Below are 13,252 nucleotides of genomic sequence, written 5' to 3'. Positions count from 1 at the left end.
TCAGTCCTGGCTAAAGATGAAGTCGGCAGGCAATAGCCCGCGCAATTGGCTGCGAATCGCCGCCACTTGCTCTTCGGTATAAGGCCGGGCCGGGTGTTTGCCCCAGACCGGTGCCGGCCAGGCCGCATCGTCACGTTTGCGCACGATCACATGCACGTGCAACTGACTGACGACATTCCCCAGCGCGCCGATGTTCATTTTGTCGGCGGCAAAGCTCGTGTTGAGCTGTTGCGCCAAGACTGTCGTTTCTTGCCACAGTATCTGTTGATCTGCGACATCCAGTTGAAACACTTCGCTGATACCGTTGATGCGCGGCACCAGGATGAACCAGGGGTAATTGGCGTCGTTGGACAGCAGCAGGCGGCAGAGCGGGAAGTCCCCAATGGCCAGTGTGTCTTGTTGCAGGCGTTGGTCTAAGGCGAACACGCGGCACTCCGTTCGGCAGGTCAATTTCAGGTGCCCAGCATACCTTCGAATGCCCGAGGCTTCACGGCGAATGCGGGAGCGTTCAGGCAACCGGGCAAAAAAGCACGCACCCTTTCGAGGCAGGCAAATATTTGAGCTACGCTAAATCGGGCCTCAGCGGGATGCACCAAAATGACCCACCCGTGCCTCAAAGGGATCCGCCAATTACCCACTCAAGGGGTGAACCGGTAACGCTTTGCCCTGGCACAGGATTTTTGTACCTCCCAACAGGTGTTTCAGCGGGGCGTCAAGCCCAAACCAAACGACGTAAAAAGCCCGTGCTTATGCGGTTTTTACACGGCCGTAACGTTTTTCACGAAAAAATGACATTCGGTTACCGCTTTGTGCACGCTTGTTGCATTCACACCCGTATCGTCGGCAACGGCACCCGTATGGATACAGGTGTTACGCGATAAGAAACAGTAGCGTTCAGGTGCCTTTCAAGGATGAGTTCAAACTTCGCAAGGGGTATGAATACTGCACTTTAGTTGTCAGCCTGGTCACACTCGGGCTGTGAATTTGCGACAGGGAAATAGCAATTTACGACAGCCTCGTAAAGAAGCTGAAAGGATAGATGAGTAAGTATCGTCAATAGGGTCTGCGTGATATAACTTTGCGCCGACACAAAAAAGAAAGAGCCGCCCAGATAAAAATACAGGTGGGACGGCAGTACTCTTCCTAAAACCAAAGGAGCAAATCACGATGCGCGTGATGAAGTGGAGCATGATCGCCCTGGCTGTTTCAGCCGGCGTTTCGCAGTACGCAATGGCGTCCGCCCAGGACGATTCCAAAGGCTTTGTTGAAGACAGCACTTTCGGCATCAATACTCGTATGTTGTATTTCAGCCGTGATTTCCGTAATGAGCCGGCTGGCGGCTACAAAATCATCAATGGCAAGGCTCAAAGCCGTGTCGAAGAAACTGGCCTGGGCTTCAACGCACTGTACCAATCGGGTTTCACCCAGGGCACTATCGGTGTCGGCGTTGACGTGATCGGCCTGCTGGGCGTGAAACTGGACAGCGGCAAGGGTCGCTCGGGCACTGGCCTGTTCCCTACCGGTGCCGACGGTCGCTCGCAAGACGACTACTCCAAAGGCGGCGGCGCCGTTAAGTTCCGCATCTCCGACACCGTGCTTAAAGTCGGCGACCAGTACACCACCGCGCCTGTGTTCGCGTCCGACGACAGCCGCTTGCTGCCAGAGTTGCCGCAAGGTATCTCGATCACCAGCAACGAGATCAAGGGCCTGAAACTCGAAGGCGGTCACTTCACCTCGAGCGTGGCACAAGCACAGACATACCGTGACAGCCTGGGTCTGACCAAAACCGACTTTATCGGTGGTGTCTATGCCCTGACGCCGGAAGTCAGCGCCAGCCTCTACTACGCGAAGACCGAAGACTACTGGAAGAAGACCTACGCCAACCTGAACTGGACTCACGCGCTGAGCAATGAACAGTCCCTGGCCGTTGACTTCAACATCTACAGCACCAAAAGCGATGGCGCCGGCCTGCAGCGCGCAGAAAAAGACAACACCACCAAACTGGATAACCGTGCGTACAGCTTGCAAGGCGCGTACACCATCCAGGCTCACACGTTCACCCTGGCCTACCAGAAAGTCAGCGGTGACGGTGACTACGGCTACGGCGTAGACGGCGGCGGCACGATTTTCCTGGCCAACTCCATCGCCCGTTCCGACTTCAACGCTGAAGACGAAAAATCCTGGCAAGCTCGCTACGACCTGAACATGGCCACTTTCGGCGTGCCAGGCCTGAGCTTCATGACTCGTTATGTCAGCGGTAGCGGCGCCAACACTGGCACCACTTCGAACGGCAAAGAGTGGGAACGCGACATCGAAGCCAAGTACGTGGTTCAGAGCGGCCCGGCAAAAGACCTGAGCCTGCGCGTTCGTCAAGCGACCTATCGTTCGTCTGATGGCGTGTACTACGGTTCGGCGTCGATCGACGAACTGCGTCTGATCGCGCAATACCCGCTGAACATCTTGTAATTAGCTGTTTAATTACAATGATGACTTAAGGCGTAAGCCTTAACTAAAAAGCCGCTCCTCTGTTTTGCAAGGGAGCGGCTTTTTTATTTCAGTTTTATTACACAAGAAAAATAACTAGCAAGCTAAGTAACTACATTGGCCTTATGCATCAAACTTGACCTATCGGCCAAGTTCGACAACCCGCGCTTAGTTATTTGGCAAGCGGTTCTTGCATCACGCGAATAACTCGCTGTGGAAACGGAATATCAATACCCGCCCCTTTCAAACGATCACGCGCCAGTTCATTGAGCATAAACACCACATCCCAATAATCCGGGGTATTGGTCCAGCAACGCAGGGAGACAGTGATCGAACTGTCTCCCAAGGTCGACACCACTGCCACAGGCGCAGGGTCAGCCAGCACGCGTGGGTCTTTGGCCAGCTCCAACAGCACTTCACGGGCTTTCTGCAAATCGGCTTCGTAGTCGACCCCCACATCAAACACCACCTTGCGGGTCGGCTGACGGTTGGTGTTGGTGATGAGGCCGTTGGACAGGCTACCGTTAGGGATGATCACGGTTTTGTTGTCGCCGGTGCGCAACACGGTGTGGAAGATCTGGATGCTGTCGACGGTACCGGAAGTGCCTTGTGCTTCGATCCAGTCACCAATGCGAAACGGACGGAACAACAGGATCAGTACGCCACCGGCGAAGTTCGCCAGGCTGCCTTGCAATGCCAGGCCGATGGCCAGAGTAGCGGCACCAATCGCGGCCACGAACGAGGTCGTGGCCACGCCGATCATCGAGGCCACGTTGACCACCAGCATGACTTTGAGCGCGATGTTGGCAAGGTTAGTGATGAAATGTTGCAGCGCCAGGTCGGCATTACGCAGCGCCAGCAAACGCCCCACGCGGTGGGTCAACACGTTAATCAGCCACCAACCGATGGCCAGGGTGACCACGGCCAGCAAAAACCGGCTGCCGTATTCCATAATCATCGGGAGCCAAGACTCAGAGGTCTTGATCAGGTGATCCATTTCAACGTTTAAATCCATCTATCTTCTCCTGTTGCGCGGATGTGCGGCTTAATTGACTGCCTTAAAACGCAAATGAGCCCCGAAGGGCTCAAGTGTAGGCACTGTTTCTGGGGCGTGGGACGTCAAAAACGCCCACAGGTTCCCCAATGTGCCATCAGTCGCGGAAGTTATTGAACTGCAGCGGCATGTCAAAGGTCTTGGCGCGCAGGGCAGCAATGGCTTCCTGCAGGTCGTCACGCTTCTTGCCGGTGATACGTACCTGCTCGCCCTGGATGGCGGCCTGGACCTTTAGCTTGGCATCTTTGACGTGAGCGACGATCTTCTTCGCCAGCTCCTTGTCGATGCCTTCCTTCAGCACGGCTTCCTGCTTCATCAGTTTGCCGGAGGCGTAGGCGTCCTTGATTTCTAGGCATTGCGCGTCGATCTTGCGCTTGACCAACGACAGCTTGAGGATCTCGATCATCGCTTCCAGCTGGAAATCGGCTTCAGCGGTCAGGTTGACGGTCAGTTCCTTTTCCTTGAACTCGAAGCTGCCCTTGCCCTTCAAGTCATAGCGACGGTCCAGTTCCTTGACGGCGTTTTCGACGGCGTTGGTGACTTCGTGTTTGTCCAGTTCGGATACCACGTCGAACGAAGGCATGTCATTTCTCCAATATAAGGGGCGGGCTCAGTAGAGATGGAGCGCGCCCAAGCTAAAATGCCGAGGCATTATAGCGGTTCTTTCGCACCATTCATCGCAGGCGACCCTACGGAGCACAAACTGATGTCGACCACCTGGCATATTCTCGGCGCCGGCAGCCTGGGTACCCTCTGGGCCACGCGATTGTCGCGCGCGGGCCTGCCCGTGCGGCTGATAGTGCGCGATGCAGCACGCCTGGCCAGCTATGAGAAGGCGAGCGGCCTGACCCTGGTGGAACACGGCATAGAAAATACTTACCCGGTGATCGGCGAAACACCTGACAGCCCCGGGCCGATTCATCGCCTGCTGGTGGCGTGCAAAGCCTACGACGCCCAAAGCGCGATCGCACAGCTGCAACACCGATTGGTACCGGACGCTGAGCTGATCCTGCTGCAAAACGGCCTTGGCAGCCAGGACGCGGTGGCCGCGCAACTGCCCCAGGCCCGCTGTATCTTTGCCTCCAGCACCGAAGGCGCGTTTCGCGACGGCGATTGGCGCGTGGTCTTCGCCGGCCACGGCTACACCTGGCTGGGAGACGCGCGGCACCCCACTCCCCCGCTGTGGCTGGACGACCTGCACGCCGCCGGCATTCCCCATGAGTGGAGCACCGACATCCTGACGCGTTTATGGCGCAAGCTGGCGCTCAATTGCGCCATTAACCCATTGACCGTGCTTTACCAGTGCCGCAACGGCGGCCTGCAAGCCCACCAATGCGAAGTCGCGACCTTGTGCGCCGAACTCAGCGAGTTGCTCGAATACTGCGGCCAACCCGCCGCCGCCCAGGACCTGCACAGCGAAGTGCAACGGGTGATCCAGGCCACCGCGGCCAATTATTCGTCCATGTATCAGGATGTGGCCTCCAGCCGTCGCACCGAAATCAGCTACCTGCTCGGTTATGCGTGCCAGGCGGCAGAGCGCCATCAATTGGTGCTGCCGCATCTGCAACAGTTGCGGGCGCGCCTGGTCGACTACTTGCACACACGCGGATTGGCCAGCGACTGAGGCACGCGCTACCCTGCCTACCTGTCTATCACCTGGAAAAAACCTGATGCCACTGCGCCAGCGTCTAGAAAATCTACCGGTAGGGCAGAAACTGCTGGCCGCCCTGCTGGTGCTGTTGACCACGGTATTACTGGTGGCCAACCTGACGTTTATCAGTGCCGCCTATTGGATCTCCCAGGAAAGCATGGCGCCCCAGGCGTTGCAGGCCATCGGTCGATTGGTGTCCAACCCGTCGCTGGCCGCCGAAGCCCTTGAATCCCCGGCCAAGGCCGACGCCCTGCTCAATGAGCTGACCAGCTATTCGCCATTACGCGCCGCCGCGCTGTACGACGGCGACGGCACCTTGCTGGCGCAGATGCAGCACGGCAACCGTCTGCACCTGCCGGAAAACTACCGGCATATCGAAGCCTGGCGCCTCACTGAGTTTCGCAGCAACCAGGTCATCACCCTGCCCCGCGCCGGCCAGCCGTCCGGGCATTTGCTGTTGGTGGCCAGCAGTGAGCTGCCTATGGCGTTCTATACCGGCACATTGACCGCCAGCCTCGGCATCCTGATTTTCAGCGTATTGCTGTGGCTGATCATCGCCCGCCAGATCAAACGCCTGATCACCCGCCCGATCCATGAGCTGGAAGAGCTCTCACGCCAGGTGACGCGCGAAGAGAACTACGCCCTGCGCGCCGGGCGCGGCAACCATGATGAAATCGGCAGCCTGGCCGAAGCCTTCAACACCATGTTGTCGCGCATCGAAGCCCGCGAGCAGCAGCTCAAACGTGCGCGAGACGACTCTCAGGCCGCCTACGACCAAGCCCAGGGCCTGGCCGAAGAAACACGCCACACCAACCGCAAGCTCGAACTGGAAGTGCAGGTGCGCAGCAAGATCGAGAAAAAGCTCACCGGCTTCCAGAACTACCTCAACAGCATCATCGACTCGATGCCGTCGGCGCTGATCGCCCTGGATGAACAGCTTTACGTCACCCAATGGAACCAGGAAGCCACGGCGCTTTCCGGCACGCGCCTGGATGAAGCGCTGAACCAGCCGATCTTCCTCGCCTTCCAGCCGCTCAAACCCTACCTGCCGCAGATAAAAGCCACGGTGGAGCAGCACACGGTGGAGCGCATTGAGCGTGTCACCTGGATCAAGGATGACGAACCCAAGCATTACGCCCTGACCTTCTACCCGTTGATGGGCGGTGCCGGGCGCGGCGTGGTGATCCGTATCGACGACATCACCCAGCGTTTGTCCCTGGAAGAAATGATGGTGCAGTCGGAAAAAATGCTCTCCGTGGGCGGCCTGGCTGCGGGCATGGCCCATGAAATCAACAACCCGCTGGGGGCGATCCTGCATAACGTGCAGAACATCCGCCGGCGCCTGTCCCCCGACCTGCCGAAGAACCTGGAACACGCCGAACAGGCCGGTATCGAGCTGGAGACGGTCAACCACTACCTGCAAAGCCGCGAAGTCCCGCAATTGCTCGATGGCATCCAGCAAGCCGGCGCGCGGGCGGCGAAAATCGTCACCCATATGCTCAGCTTCAGCCGCCGCAGTAACCGCCAGATGGCGCCGTGCGACTTACCGGCACTGATCGACCAGGCCGTGGAAATTGCCGGTAACGACTTCGACCTGACCATCGGCTTCGACTTCAAGGGCCAGGCGATCATCCGCCAGTTCGACCCGCAACTGGGCCCGGTGCCCGGTACCGCCAACGAGCTGGAACAGGTGCTGCTCAATCTGCTGAAAAACGCTGCGCAAGCCATTCACCTGCGTGAAGACGACAGCGAGCCGGGGCGCATCATCTTGCGCACCCGCCTCAACCCGCCGTGGGCGGAGATCCAGGTGGAAGACAATGGCATCGGCATGAGCGAGAACGTGCGCAAACGCACGTTCGAGCCGTTCTTTACCACTAAGGAAATCGGCCAAGGCACCGGGCTTGGGCTGTCGGTGTCGTACTTCATCATCACCAACAACCATAAAGGCCAGATGGAAGTGCATTCCACCCTCGGCCAAGGCACCTGTTTTACCCTGCGCCTGCCGTTGGCCGGCAGCCAGATGCCACCCTATGAACTGACTCAACTGGAGCAATGACCATGGGCTTTCGCCTGTCGAAGATCTACACCCGCACCGGCGACAAGGGCGAGACGGGCCTGGGTGATGGCCGTCGCGTGCCCAAGGACCACCCTCGCGTGGAAGCCATTGGCGAGGTGGATACGCTGAACAGCCAGTTGGGTTTGCTGCTGGCCAACCTTGAAGAACAAAGCGGCCAGCACCCGCAACTCAAGGAGGTGATCGAGGTGCTTACACCGTGCCAGCACCGCTTGTTCGACTTGGGCGGTGAGTTGGCGATGCCCGTGTACAAAGCGTTGAATGCCGCAGAAGTCGACCGGCTGGAAGCGGCGATTGACCGTTGGAATGAGGAAGTCGGGCCGCTGGAAAACTTCATCTTGCCCGGCGGTTCAGCGCTGATTGCCCAGGCCCATGTGTGCCGCAGCCTGGCGCGCAGTGCGGAGCGGCGGTGTCAGCAGTTGAATGCGATTGAGCCGTTGGAAGGCGTGGGGCTTGCGTATATCAATCGGTTGTCGGATGTGCTGTTTGTGGCGGCGCGGGTGATTGCCAAGCGTCAGGGTGTGGTGGAAGTGTTGTGGCAGGCGGCGGCCAAGCCTCACTAAGATCGTTCCCACGCTCTGCGTGGGAATGCAGCCCTGGACGCTCCGCGCCCCAAAGCGTGACGCGGAGCATCACAAGAGGCATTCCCACGCAGAGCGTGGGAACGATCATCATGCCTCAGGCCAGAACGCGCGAATGCCTGCCACACCCTGAGCCCCGGCTTTCCAAGCCTGTTCCCGCTCAGCCGGCCCAAGCCCGCCCAGCAGAAACACCGGTTTACTGAACCCACGGATCAACTCTACCGCCTGCTCCCAACCCAAAGGCTGGGCATCGGGATGAGTCTGGGTCGGCTGCACCGGCGACAGCGTGACGAAATCCACGTCCATCATCTCTGCCAGTGCCAGCTCTTCGGCGTTGTGGCAAGAAGCCGCCAACCAGCGACCCTTCGGCAGCGGGCGGCCTTTACTCGCGTATTTACGCAACTGCGCCGAGGTCATGTGCCAGCCGGCGGCAGGGAAATCCCCCAGCCATTCGAACGGCCCTTTAAGCATCAGTTGCGCCTTGCCGGCACACAGGCCCACCGCGTCCACCGCCAGGTCACGGTATTTAGGGTCGTAACCGTTGGGCGCGCGCAGTTGAACCAGCTTGATGCCACCGGCAATGGCTTTCTGGACACCTCGCAACAAGGTGGGGGCTTCCAGTTCGCCTGGTGTGATCAAGTATTCAGCGGGCAAACGGGCAGCCGCAACAATCGGTGCATTCGCCGCCGGGAACTCATAGTTGAGCAAGTCCCGCGGCGTCACCCATTCCAACGGCTGCCCTTCGGCACCATGGGGCTCGCCGGTAAAGGCCGATACTTCCCAGACATCCAGCAACACCTGCTTGTCCGGGTAGTCATGCTGCACCTTGATCAGCGGGCGCGCCGTGGTGACCTGGATGCCCAGTTCTTCCTGCAACTCGCGGGACAAAGCGCTTGCGACCGACTCATCAGCCTCCACCTTGCCGCCGGGAAACTCCCAGAGGCCGCCTTGGTGCTGGGTATCGGCACGGCGTGCCAGCAGGATCCTGCCGTCGACGCCACGGATCACCGCTGCTGCTACATGCACTCGTTTCACCACGCTTTCCTCTTGGCTGTCAGGTGCGGTATTCCGCGTTGATCTTCACGTACTCGTGGGACAGGTCGGTGGTCCAGATGGTTTCGCTGCACTCGCCGCGACCCAACTCGATGCGGATAGTGATTTCTTCCTGCTGCATCACCGCCGAGCCCTGGGCTTCGGTGTAGGTTTCAGCGCGAGCGCCACGGCTGGCAATGCACACGTCGCCAAGGAATACGTCGATCTTGCTGACGTCCAGGTCCGGCACACCGGCACGGCCGACGGCAGCGAGGATGCGGCCCCAGTTCGGGTCGGAAGCAAACAGTGCAGTCTTGATCAGGGGCGAGTGGGCCACGGTGTAACCGACATCCAGGCATTCCTGGTGGTTAGCGCCGCCGTTCACTTCAACAGTGACGAACTTGGTTGCGCCCTCACCGTCACGCACGATGGCCTGGGCCACGTCCATGCACACTTCGAACACCGCCTGCTTCAATGCGGCGAACAGCGCGCCCTCGGTGGAGGTGATTTCCGGCAGGTTGGCCTGGCCGGTGGCGATCAGCATGCAGCAGTCGTTGGTCGAGGTGTCGCCATCGATGGTGATGCGGTTGAACGACTTGTTGGCGCCGTCGAGCATCAGGCGCTGCAGCACGTCGCGGGAGACTTTGGCGTCGGTGGCAATGTAGCCGAGCATGGTGGCCATGTTCGGGCGGATCATGCCCGCGCCCTTGCTGATGCCGGTCACGGTAACGGTCACGCCATCGTGTACAAACTGGCGGCTAGCGCCTTTGGGCAGGGTGTCGGTGGTCATGATGCCGGTGGCCGCAGCCGCCCAGTTATCCACAGACAGGTCATCCAGTGCGGCTTGCAGCGCGCCTTCGATTTTTTCCACCGGCAGCGGCTCACCGATCACGCCGGTGGAGTACGGCAGCACTTGGCTGGCATCCACGCCGGTCAACTGGGCCAGCTTGGCGCAGGTGCGCGCAGCGGCAACCAGGCCTGGCTCGCCGGTACCGGCGTTGGCATTGCCGGTGTTGGTCAGCAGGTAACGGATCGAACCTGCCACGCGTTGCTTGGCCAGGATGACCGGTGCGGCGCAAAACGCGTTGAGCGTGAATACGCCCGCAACCGTCGAGCCTTCGGCACAGCGCATCACCACTACATCTTTGCGCCCCGGGCGCTTGATGCCGGCCGAAGCGATACCGAGTTCAAAACCGGCGACCGGGTGCAAAGTGGGCAAAGGACCAAGACCAACAGCCATGAATGCGCTCCTTAAAGAATAGGTGATGTCTGTACCGTCGCGATCAACGGTGAAATTAATGGCAAAACGCCGCGACGGCAAAGGCCGGTCGCGGCGCAGGGTGTTGCAGCGTCAGGCAAAAATCTTAGTTGATTTCGCCGTGGCAGTGTTTGAACTTCTTGCCCGAACCGCACCAGCACAGCTCGTTGCGGCCCAGCTTCTGGTCATTGCGGACCGGAGCTTGAGCCAAGGCCACATCGACCTCTTCGCCCAAGGCTTCCGGCGCTTCCAGACCCGGTGCTTCGTCATGCTGGAACTGCATGCGCGCAGCCAGTGCCTCGGCTTCCTGACGCAGGCGAGCTTCTTCCTCGATCGGGTCTTCGCGACGCACCTGAACGTGGGAGAGCACACGGATCGAATCGCGCTTGATCGAATCCAGCAGCTCGGAGAACAGCGTGAACGACTCGCGCTTGTACTCCTGCTTCGGGTTCTTCTGGGCGTAGCCACGCAGGTGGATACCGTGACGCAGGTGGTCCATGGTCGACAGGTGGTCTTTCCACAGGTCGTCCAGCACGCGCAGTACGATTTGTTTCTCGAAGGTGCGCAGTGCTTCGGCACTCGCCTGCTCTTCTTTCTCGTTGTATGCGGCCAAAAGCTCGGTCATCAGCTTCTCGCGCAGGGTTTCTTCGTACAGGTGGTCGTCTTCGTCCAGCCACTGCTGAACCGGCAAGTCCACACCGAAGTCGCTCTTCAACGCAGCTTCCAGGCCGGCAACATCCCACTGCTCAGGCAGGGACTGTGGCGGGATGTGTGCGCTGACGGTAGCGTTGAGCACGTCCTGACGGAAATCGGCAATGGTCTCGCCAATGTTGTCGGCGGCCAGCAACGTGTTACGCATGTGATAAATCACTTTACGCTGTTCGTTGTTGACGTCATCGAACTCGAGCAGTTGCTTACGAATGTCGAAGTTACGGCCTTCGACTTTGCGCTGGGCCTTCTCGATGGCGTTGGTCACCATACGGTGCTCGATCGCTTCACCGGACTGCATGCCCAGGGCTTTCATGAAGTTCTTCACCCGGTCCGAGGCGAAGATACGCATCAGGCTGTCTTCCAGCGACAGGTAGAAGCGGCTGGAACCGGCGTCCCCCTGACGGCCGGCACGACCACGCAGCTGGTTGTCGATGCGACGCGACTCATGACGCTCGGAGGCGATTACCTGCAAACCACCGGATTCCAGCACAGCCTGGTGGCGTTTCTGCCAGTCGGCCTTGATCTGGGCGATTTGCTCAGGGCTTGGGTTTTCCAGTGCCGCAACTTCCACTTCCCAGTTGCCGCCCAACAGGATGTCGGTACCACGACCGGCCATGTTGGTAGCGATGGTCAGCGCGCCTGGGCGACCGGCCTGGGCAATGATCTCGGCTTCTTTTTCGTGGAACTTGGCGTTGAGAACCTTGTGCTCGATGCCTTCCTTGTTGAGCAGGTTGGACACGTGCTCGGAAGTCTCGATGGTGGCAGTACCCACCAGGATCGGGCGCCCCTGGGCCATGCCGTCCTTGATGTCGTTGATGATTGCCGCGTACTTCTCTTCGGCCGTCAGGAACACCAGGTCGTTGAAGTCTTTACGCGCCAGCGGCTTGTTCGGTGGAATCACCATCACAGCCAGGTTGTAGATCTGATGGAATTCGAACGCTTCGGTGTCAGCTGTACCGGTCATGCCGGACAGTTTGTTGTACAAACGGAAGTAGTTCTGGAAGGTAGTCGACGCCAACGTCTGGCTTTCGGCCTGGATGTTGAGCATTTCCTTGGCTTCGATGGCCTGGTGCAGGCCTTCGGACAGACGGCGACCCGGCATGGTACGGCCGGTGTGTTCGTCAACCAGTACGACCTGGCCGTCCTGGACGATGTATTCGACGTTGCGATGGAACAGCTTGTGGGCGCGCAGGCCGGCGTACACGTGGGTCAACAGGCCCAGGTTGTGCGCCGAGTAGAGGCTTTCGCCCTCGGCCAGCTCGCCGATCTGGGTCAGCATCTCTTCGACAAACTGGTGACCGGCTTCGTTGAGTTCAACCTGGCGGGTCTTCTCGTCGATGGTGAAGTGACCTTCTTTGGTCACCACGCCTTCCACTTCCTCAACGTGCTGCACCAGGCGCGGGATCAACTTGTTGATCTCGGTGTACAGGCGCGAGCTGTCTTCGGCCTGGCCGGAGATGATCAGCGGGGTACGCGCTTCGTCGATGAGGATGGAGTCGACTTCGTCGATCACGGCAAAGTTGAGTTCGCGCTGGAATTTTTCTTCCATGCTGAACGCCATGTTGTCGCGCAGGTAATCGAAACCGAATTCGTTGTTGGTGCCGTAGGTAATGTCACACGCATAGGCGGCGCGCTTTTCTTCCGGCGGCTGGAACGGCGTGACTACGCCGACGGTCAGGCCGAGGTATTCATACAACGGGCGCATCCAGTTGGCGTCCCGGCGGGCCAGGTAGTCGTTCACCGTCACAACGTGCACGCCCTTGCCGGACAGTGCGTTGAGGTAAACGCCCAGGGTTGCCACCAGGGTCTTGCCTTCACCGGTACGCATCTCGGCAATCATGCCTTCATGCAAGGTCATGCCGCCGATCAACTGCACGTCGAAGTGGCGCATGCCCATGACACGCTTACCGGCTTCACGGGCGACCGCAAAGGCTTCAGGCAACAGCTTGTCGAGGGTTTCACCTTTGGCTATGCGGGCCTTGAACTCTTGGGTCTTGGCGCGCAATTGCTCGTCCGACAGGGCAACCATCTGCTCTTCGAAGGCATTGACCAGCTGCACCGTCTTGAGCATGCGTTTGACTTCGCGCTCATTCTTGCTTCCAAAAAGTTTCTTTAACAAAGGCGCAAACATATCGGCAGGTTCTTCCACACATAGGGATGGAGGGCGCACCGTGAGTGGCCCGAGCAGCCCTCACGGCCGCATGCGAACGCGCATTCTACCCGGAATCGTGGGTGAGGAAAGTGGCGTTATTCCCCGATGCTGGCATGGCGCTGTGAGAGGGCCTGTTTAAAATAAGGGCTTTTGCTGGAACTTCAACCCATCAAGCGCAGAAGTTACCTATTGATTTCACTCGCATTGCCCTGCTATCGCTTTGCCGGGGGCCGCACAGGCGCTTTCTGCTAAGAT

Annotated in this window: 10 protein-coding genes; 4 read left to right on the top strand and 6 right to left on the bottom strand. The window is 59.2% G+C overall.

Translation table 11 applies throughout. The features are described from left to right. The gene (locus ACQY47_RS20615) at window positions 1–426 is read right to left on the bottom strand and encodes an HIT domain-containing protein (protein ID WP_138454013.1); all 426 of its coding nucleotides are present in this window, start codon (window positions 424–426) and stop codon (window positions 1–3) included. A 741-nt stretch (window positions 427–1,167) separates the two neighbouring features. Here ACQY47_RS20615 and ACQY47_RS20610 point away from each other — a divergent pair. Beyond that, window positions 1,168–2,466 carry an OprD family porin gene (locus ACQY47_RS20610; protein ID WP_395600658.1) on the top strand — a complete coding sequence of 433 codons (1,299 nt, stop codon included), beginning with the start codon at window positions 1,168–1,170 and terminating at the stop codon, window positions 2,464–2,466. A gap of 190 nt (window positions 2,467–2,656) precedes the next feature. Here ACQY47_RS20610 and ACQY47_RS20605 read toward each other — a convergent pair whose 3' ends face one another. Both ACQY47_RS20605 and ACQY47_RS20600 read right to left on the bottom strand, forming a co-directional pair. After that, window positions 2,657–3,499 (bottom strand): mechanosensitive ion channel family protein, encoded by an 843-nt coding sequence (locus tag ACQY47_RS20605; RefSeq protein WP_099549392.1) that lies wholly within the window; start codon window positions 3,497–3,499, stop codon window positions 2,657–2,659. 136 nt (window positions 3,500–3,635) lie between these two features. Beyond that, window positions 3,636–4,121, bottom strand: coding sequence for a YajQ family cyclic di-GMP-binding protein (locus ACQY47_RS20600; RefSeq protein ID WP_003209785.1), 486 nt, complete (start codon window positions 4,119–4,121; stop codon window positions 3,636–3,638). Window positions 4,122–4,244: 123 nt separating this feature from the next. Here ACQY47_RS20600 and ACQY47_RS20595 point away from each other — a divergent pair, with 123 nt between their 5' ends. The 3 genes from ACQY47_RS20595 to ACQY47_RS20585 are packed head-to-tail and all read left to right on the top strand — an operon-like array spanning window position 4,245 to window position 7,826. After that, complete coding sequence (locus tag ACQY47_RS20595) at window positions 4,245–5,162, top strand: putative 2-dehydropantoate 2-reductase (RefSeq protein ID WP_428551415.1); 918 nt, start codon at window positions 4,245–4,247, stop codon at window positions 5,160–5,162. Between the two features lie 46 nt (window positions 5,163–5,208). After that, the gene (locus ACQY47_RS20590) at window positions 5,209–7,245 is read left to right on the top strand and encodes a sensor histidine kinase (protein ID WP_017139800.1); all 2,037 of its coding nucleotides are present in this window, start codon (window positions 5,209–5,211) and stop codon (window positions 7,243–7,245) included. A gap of 2 nt (window positions 7,246–7,247) precedes the next feature. Then, window positions 7,248–7,826, top strand: coding sequence for a cob(I)yrinic acid a,c-diamide adenosyltransferase (locus ACQY47_RS20585; protein WP_017139799.1), 579 nt, complete (start codon window positions 7,248–7,250; stop codon window positions 7,824–7,826). A 108-nt stretch (window positions 7,827–7,934) separates the two neighbouring features. Here ACQY47_RS20585 and ACQY47_RS20580 read toward each other — a convergent pair whose 3' ends face one another. From ACQY47_RS20580 to secA, 3 genes are all read right to left on the bottom strand, one after another. Further along, a complete protein-coding gene (locus ACQY47_RS20580; protein WP_428551410.1) occupies window positions 7,935–8,879 on the bottom strand; it encodes a Nudix family hydrolase in 945 nt (314 codons plus the stop codon). A 19-nt stretch (window positions 8,880–8,898) separates the two neighbouring features. After that, entirely contained in the window at window positions 8,899–10,116 is a 1,218-nt protein-coding gene (gene argJ / locus ACQY47_RS20575) for a bifunctional glutamate N-acetyltransferase/amino-acid acetyltransferase ArgJ (protein WP_017139797.1), read from the bottom strand. A gap of 124 nt (window positions 10,117–10,240) precedes the next feature. Beyond that, on the bottom strand, window positions 10,241–12,976 hold the full coding sequence (gene secA, locus ACQY47_RS20570; protein ID WP_017139796.1) for a preprotein translocase subunit SecA: 2,736 nt from the start codon (window positions 12,974–12,976) through the stop codon (window positions 10,241–10,243). Between the last annotated feature and the right edge of the window lie 276 nt (window positions 12,977–13,252).

Origin of the sequence: Pseudomonas edaphica (genome assembly GCF_965277385.1) — a bacterium.
GTDB classification, from domain to species: Bacteria; Pseudomonadota; Gammaproteobacteria; order Pseudomonadales; family Pseudomonadaceae; genus Aquipseudomonas; species Aquipseudomonas edaphica.
The sequence above is the reverse complement of the archived record's forward strand: the minus strand, read 5'-3'. Positions and strand labels throughout refer to the sequence as shown.